The organism is Klebsiella sp. MS 92-3 (assembly GCF_000195655.1).
GTDB classification, from domain to species: Bacteria; Pseudomonadota; Gammaproteobacteria; order Enterobacterales; family Enterobacteriaceae; genus Klebsiella; species Klebsiella pneumoniae.
Genome location: NZ_GL882869.1, coordinates 19758 through 27045, shown reverse-complemented (window position 1 = coordinate 27045; position 7288 = coordinate 19758). Strand labels below are relative to the sequence as shown.

The window sequence follows — 7288 nt, the reverse complement described above, 5'->3', positions numbered from 1 at the left end:
TACCCGAAATCTGATTTATTCAACAAAGCCGTCTGTCGTTTCCACTAGTCCTCCTATGGCATATAACAGTGCGTTATACCGGTCCCGCAAGGTCGGCTTCCTTGCAAGCCAGATTACCTTGTAAGGTCAGAAAGTCCAATGACAGCTTTATGTACGAAGCAGTCATTGAGCTACTACGTATAAATGACCGCTCCTGGCCTACAGCAGACAAGCTTAGGATGCTGAAGGTCTGCTGAGAGCGATAAACGGAAATTCGAGACGGTATAGTCTCTAAAAGCTTCCCTGCCATAAAGTTGCCGAGATTCTCAGCGAATAGGTAAGTATCATCATACAGTGGTCAGATGTGCATCCGCAGTACATTTGCTCGCATGTTAACGTAGCAGTAGTACAACATCATTTAGAGACGAATCGCCTAACAGGTTTTAACACCTTAAAATTTCACTGCTGGTTAAACACATTATTAAATGATTTTTATCATTTAAATCATTGGGTTAATTTTAATTGTGATTTGCTTTTAACCCTCGCAATTTAGAAGTATTATTTTGAGATTAATCCACTTGCCCTGCCTTCATCACTGCTTGTAAATATGCGTGAAGAATGATTTTAAGGTTATATATCATGGAGTTATTGAATTTTTTGGCGGCGATTTTTGTCATTTACTTGTTGTTTTTTAGAAAGAAAAAACGTAAATCTCCAAAGTCTTATGCTTCAGACCCCGTGAAAGCACCGCCAAAAGAATGGCTCGCTGACATCAAGAAAAAAGAGGCGGTTGTGCGAAACGATGATAGTGAAGACGATAACCTTGCAACTTTTACATTGAGCGGTGGCCGGGGTGTTGAACTTCGGGTGACAACCAATCATTACCGCAACACCTCAAAGTCAGCAGGTGCACTAGCTCGATGGGTACTTCCGGGTGAGATGATAACTGTAGCTGGTGTAGCAATTAGCGGTGGCCACATTTACGTGGGGCAACGTATGAAGCCCTCCGGTCAGGAATCAGGCGGCTATTATGACGATGGAAGTGAGGCATCATTAATTGATGACACATGTAAGATAAAACCTACTTCTTATCTTTACGAGGACAGTTCATTAGGATACTGGCCCAGTTTTTCCTCTCTTTCCCCAGAAGCACGCGGTGCGTATGTCAGTTGGCTTGCCAGCGATAGGTCTGATCCATCGTGTCCTATCGGCTATGTTTTTATCTACCTCTACGGCCTGGAAAGAAAAGCGCTCGTAGATTCCACTGACCCAAAATTCCCTGATGCTGAGTTCCGTAATCTGTTCAATGAAGTCGCTCGGTTAAGATCGATATTCATTGAGAACCGCTCCTTCCGTGGATATTCGACCCAATTACTCGAAGCCATGTCTATTCTGCGCCCGAACATGGGCTTAGCCACTGAGCTCGATAGCAATTCAGGTTTCAGCAACAGCATGCAATTTAAGCTGGCTCTTGCAAAAACTGTACATGAAGGAGTTCCTGTATCAGCTGAACTGGCGTTGAACTGGGTAATAAACCACACCGAGTATTCGCTGCGTACCCCGGCTCGCCGCTGTGCTAAAGAGTTTGCTGCACTTTTCAAACGGCGTTACACCCTCAAATATGGTGAAGGGATGGTCGTTAAGGCGAATAAAACGCGCCTGAGGTTAGATTACACACCAGCAAGTCCTAGTTTGCGAGGTGTTCGACTTCCTGTTCCCGACCTGCCTGATCCAAGTGCGTTGAAGAGCCCTGTCCAGAAAATTATGGCTCTTGCCGATATATGTACAGATGAACTTGATGCTTATAGTCGCTACCTTGGTAGGAAAGGTACGTCAGTCAATGATACGGCTGCAATTATGCTGCTCCCTTCAGAGATAGTTAATGAAAGCGCAGAAAAAATATTAAGCTCATTCAAACGCTGGGCTGATGAGGCGATCCTCGTCAAGGAGGGGTTAGTCTCAGTTGCTGACTTTTGGGCACATATGAATGCCAGTTGCCCCAATAAGATCAATAAAAAAGAGGCCGATTTGATGCAGGCCTTTGCTCTGAAGATGGGTTACGGTCTGGCACCTGACCCGTATTATCACCATGTGAAGGCGGATGTTGATGGGACACTTGTTCTATTCCCTGCCGCCGAAGGTGGACGCTTCTCACCTTCTCCTGAATTTATCTCAGCCGTAATGACGCTCAGATTAGGGGCGATGGTCGCCTTGATTGACGATTCTCTTGATCAAGCTGAACAGAAAGTGCTTGAGAATGCCATCAACAACAATCCTGGCTTCACCGATGATGAAAAACGCTCTCTACATGCGTATTTAACGTGGCAACTTCATACCCCAGCCAATATGACAGGAATGAAAAGTAGGATTGAGTTGATGGGGGCCGCGGAAAAAGCTGCTGTGGGTAAGGTTATCGTTAGTGTTGCCTGTTCGGATGGGACAATAGCGCCTGCCGAAATCAAACAGCTTGAGAAGATTTATTCAAGTTTGGGGCTGGATCCCTCATCTGTCTCGAGCAATATCCATCAGCATTCCGCAACTGAACATGATCTCGTCTCGTCTGTACCAACTGATCAGCCAGCAGCAGGGTTCACACTGGATGCTAATGTACTTGCCCGCCACGAATCTGCCACGGATGATGTTCGTAAATTGCTGAACACAATTTTCACCGAAGAAGAACCGGAAGAGCCAGAAAGCGCTCCAGCCTCATCAACGGAGGCGGGGGGACTTGACTCCGCACATAGCCAGCTTTATCGCAGTTTGCTGGAGAAAGAACAGTGGTCCCGAAAAGAGGCGACAGAATTGTGCGGAAATTTGAATTTGATGCTCGGCGGTGCGCTTGAGGTGATCAATGACTGGTCCTATGCGGTGGTTGATGCTCCAGTACTGGACGATGCCGATGATGATATCTGGGTTGACCTGGAAATTGCCAAAGAATTAGAGGGATAGTGAATGTCTGTAACACGTATAAGAGTGAAAGAACGCGACGCTATTATTCAGTCACTTAAGTCAGGTGTAACGCCAAGGATAGGCATTCAGCATATCCAGGTTGGCCGCGTGAATGAGATCACCGCTCTCCATCAGGATATTGAGAGGATTGCTGACGGTGGTGCAAGCTTCAGACTTATCATCGGTGAATATGGTTCTGGTAAAACGTTCTTTCTGAGTGTTGTGCGCTCTATTGCGCTGGAGAAGAAGTTGGTGTCAGTCAGTGCTGACCTTTCTCCTGACAGACGTATTCACTCATCGGGAGGTCAGGCTCGTAATCTTTATTCTGAGCTCATGAAAAACATGTCCACCAGAAACAAGCCGGATGGTAATGCGTTACTTAGCGTTGTTGAAAGGTTCGTTACGGAGGCAAGGAAGGAAGCTGACACGGACGGCTCCGAGGTTTCATCAGTTATTCATAAACGCCTGGCAGCACTATCAGATATGGTCGGTGGATATGACTTTGCGAAGGTCATTGATGCATTCTGGCGGGGGCATGAGCAGGATAACGAAACGCTAAAATCCAATGCCATTCGCTGGTTGCGTGGAGAGTACACTACTAAAACTGATGCCCGTCACGATCTCGACGTTCGGACTATTATCTCAGACGCATCATTCTATGATTCTTTGAAGCTGATGAGCCTTTTTGTCCGCCAGGCAGGCTATGCCGGTCTTTTGGTCAGCCTCGACGAAATGGTGAACCTCTTGAAGCTGAATAATACGCAAGCAAGAACAGCGAACTACGAACAGATTTTGCGGATCCTGAATGACTGCCTGCAAGGCTCAGCCGAGAACATTGGTTTTATCCTCGGGGGTACGCCAGAGTTTCTTTTCGATCCGCGTAAAGGTCTTTACAGCTATGAGGCGCTCCAGTCGCGTCTGGCGGAAAACCGGTTCGCGCAAAAAGCAGGAGTGATTGACTACTCATCCCCCACTTTGCATCTTGCCAGCCTCACCCCTGAGGAACTGTATATTTTGCTGAGAAATCTTCGTCATGTTTATGCCGGTGGAGATCCAGAGAATTATCTGGTACCAGATGAGGCACTGACTGGATTCCTGCATCACTGTAGTAAAACCATTGGAGACGCTTACTTCCGTACCCCCCGTAATACCATAAAAGGTTTCCTGGACATGCTGGCCGTGCTGGAACAAAACAGAACGATGAACTGGCAAACACTAATCGAGGGTGTGGCGATTGAAGAGGACCGGCCCAGCGATATGGATGACACCACTACGGAGGAAAGCGATGACGACGACGGACTGGCGAACTTCAAACTATGAGCAGTGCCTACGATAGCCTCGATCCCCGCGTCCGTAAGTGGGTTTACAAGCAGGGGTGGTCGACATTAAGGCCCTTGCAGGAGAGTTCTATCCCGGCAATTTTAGCCCGTGATCGAGACGTGCTAATCAGTGCAGGTACAGCAGCGGGTAAAACAGAGGCTTTCTTTCTTCCTGCCTGTTCGGCAGTTGCAGATCTCACGAATGGATTTGGCATCGTCTATATCAGTCCGTTGAAGGCATTGATTAACGATCAGTACCGTCGTCTTGGGAGCCTTGGAGATGCATTGGAAATGCCAGTGACTCCCTGGCACGGGGATGTACCACAAAGCAAAAAGAAGAAGGCTCGGACGAACCCTGCTGGCATTTTACTGATTACACCTGAGTCACTTGAGTCTTTGCTCATAAATTCAATGGGCTGGCTCAAACAGGCGTTTTCTTCAGTCGCATACATCGTTATTGATGAGTTTCATGCTTTTATTGGTTCAGAGCGTGGTGTACAGCTGCTTTCTCTGCTCAATAGAATTGACCATGTGCTAGGATGCCAGGTAAATCCAATTCCCCGCGTTGCGTTGAGTGCCACGCTGGGGGAACTGGAGAAAGTGCCCGAAATGTTGCGCCCGGACAAACGACTCCCCTGCGTAACTGTTACAGATAGTAATAGCATGGCCACTCTTCAGGTACAGGTCAAAGGGTACCTGGAGCGAGTGATCCAAAATGAGGAAGAACTTCAGAGTTCAGCTGAACATGACGTTTGCGCTGACATTTTTAGACTTTGCCGTGGCGATTCTCATTTGGTCTTTGCAAACAGCCGAAAACGCACTGAAAGCATTGCGGCAACGCTGAGCGACATGTGTGAGGAACAAATTGTTCCGAATGAATTTTTCCCCCACCATGGTTCCCTTGCCAAGGAATTACGTGAGGTGCTTGAATCTCGTCTTCAGAAAGGAAATTTGCCCACAACAGCTGTTTGTACAATGACGCTTGAGTTGGGAATTGATATCGGTAAGGTTAAATCGGTTATCCAAGTTACGCCTCCGCATTCTGTTTCCAGTTTGCGCCAGCGAATGGGGCGTTCTGGGCGACGCGATTCCCCGTCAGTACTCAGAATGCTAATTACAGAAAATGAGCTTACTGTGAGTAGCAGTATCGTTGATCACCTACGACTCCAGTTGGTGCAGTCGATGGCAATGATCAGGTTGATGATCTCTAAACAATGGTTTGAGCCTGCCGATTCCCGGCAGATGCATTACTCCACGCTGCTACACCAGATTCTTGCAATTACCGCACAATGGGGTGGAGTTCGTGCCGACCAGCTCTGGTCACAACTATGCCAGACAGGGCCGTTCAGAAATGTAGATTTAAACGATTTCAAAAGCCTGCTTAAACATATGGGAGCATGTGGCCTACTCACTCAACTTGCTAGCGGCGAAATGGTTGTTGGGGCAGAGGGGGAGAAACTGACTAACCATTACACTTTTTATGCCGTGTTCAATACACCAGAAGAGTTCCGCATTATCACCGGAAACAGAACCCTTGGAACAGTGCCTGTGGACTCCCCACTGCTACCAGACCAACACATCATCTTCGGTGGGCGGCGCTGGAAAGTGACAGAGATCGAGACAGAGAAAAAAGTTATCTATGTAGAGGCAACCAAAGGCGGTCAGCCACCACAATTTAGTGGGGGAGGTATGTCTGTTCATGATGCCGTTCGTCAGGAAATGCTCGCTATCTATAGGGAAGGTGATTACCGCATAGCAATAGGTAGCAAGAAAGTAGATTATGCCGATACTGCCGCCAGAAACCTATTTGCGGAAGGCTGTAGTAACTTTCAGCGTTTTAAACTTCAAAATGAGTGTTTTATTACGAGTGGACAACACTGTTACGTAATACCCTGGATGGGGGATAAAGTTGTCAATACGATTACAGCCTTGCTCATACGTTGTGGTTTTAAAGCAAATTCATTTGCTGGCGTTATAGAAATCGATAACTCCAGTGTAGCTTCCGTTCAGCACGCGCTGAAAGAAATGCTGTTGTCAGGCTTGCCATCTGCATTTGATCTTGCCACAGATGTTCCAGAAAAGTACTTAGATAAATATGACGAGTATTTACCAGAGTCCCTTCTTGCGAAAGGGTATGGTGCAAAGGCGTATGAAACAGAAGGTACGCGCATCTGGTTGCAGAAACATCTTTAGTAATCTGGATATGTAATCAGGGTATAAATAAGACATATATACCCTGAATTTTTTATTTCCCTGTAGATTTACTAGGCTTTAGTCCCGGGGTATTACCAGGAGTATCTTTATTATCACGTCGACGTTGATCCGGTTTTCCTGTCGATTTAGCAATTGGTTTTGGACCAGGTTTAAGACCCATGATAGTTATCCTTTAGAGGTGTAAGAGGGAAGCCTCAACAATGATATATTGGATAATGTGAAATTTTTCAATGGGAGCGATCAACATATCCAATGATTAACTCGATATTGTGAACAGTGTCCGCTTCTGGCACAAAGCAGACGTTAAGACTTACAGCATCGGGAAACTTCTGGATGCCGCGTCAGCGGCATGGAGGCGCCAGATGAGGTTACATGTGTCTGTGGCGTCAAATGGCGCCGAAAGCCCGGCGTAGCCGGTTACCGGGCTATAAATTCTGCCACCCTACCCCCTGCCCTGATTAGCCTTAACCATCTAACAGCAATGAAGAAGTCAAAGTAATCCCTTTTAACCCCGGTGAGCGGGCTTTACGGCGTTTACGACGTAAAGGGCGTGATTTCCGGGGCCTAAGCGGCGGCAGCTTGCTGCTGACGCTTAGGGGGATGTTCATCAACTATTTCAGCGACACCAGGGAACTTAACACGGTAGCTGCAAAGCCATACCCGCTTAAAACAGCTCAGACGCCTCTGTACGCGGTCGGAGTGGTCCCGACAAGGCGACAGCCGCAGTCGGGGCGTATCTCCGCGTTAGCGGGCCGCAGGGCCGCTTACGAGCGTGTACTAAACAACTGACCACAGCACCACCCACAGCGATGAAGAAGAATAGTTAC

At 47.4% G+C, this 7288-nt stretch carries 3 protein-coding genes; all 3 read left to right on the top strand.

Annotation, left to right across the window (positions count from 1 at the left end):
* Positions 1-618 precede the first annotated feature (618 nt).
* The 3 genes from HMPREF9538_RS01375 to HMPREF9538_RS01385 are packed head-to-tail and all read left to right on the top strand — an operon-like array spanning position 619 to position 6440.
* Entirely contained in the window at positions 619-2928 is a 2310-nt protein-coding gene (locus HMPREF9538_RS01375) for a TerB N-terminal domain-containing protein (RefSeq protein WP_004152290.1), read from the top strand.
* A 3-nt stretch (positions 2929-2931) separates the two neighbouring features.
* Positions 2932-4248 carry an ATP-binding protein gene (locus HMPREF9538_RS01380; RefSeq protein ID WP_004152291.1) on the top strand — a complete coding sequence of 439 codons (1317 nt, stop codon included), beginning with the start codon at positions 2932-2934 and terminating at the stop codon, positions 4246-4248.
* Positions 4245-6440, top strand: a complete 2196-nt coding sequence (locus HMPREF9538_RS01385) for a DEAD/DEAH box helicase (RefSeq protein ID WP_000093087.1) — start codon at positions 4245-4247, stop codon at positions 6438-6440. The genes HMPREF9538_RS01380 and HMPREF9538_RS01385 overlap by 4 nt, the downstream gene beginning before the upstream one ends.
* Positions 6441-7288 lie beyond the last annotated feature (848 nt).

Bases quoted from the DNA above. Each gene is read 5' to 3' on its own strand.
- HMPREF9538_RS01375 (WP_004152290.1), top strand. From the start codon at position 619: ATGGAGTTATTGAATTTTTTGGCGGCGATTTTTGTCATTTACTTGTTG.
- HMPREF9538_RS01380 (WP_004152291.1), top strand. From the start codon at position 2,932: ATGTCTGTAACACGTATAAGAGTGAAAGAACGCGACGCTATTATTCAG.
- HMPREF9538_RS01385 (WP_000093087.1), top strand. From the start codon at position 4,245: ATGAGCAGTGCCTACGATAGCCTCGATCCCCGCGTCCGTAAGTGGGTT.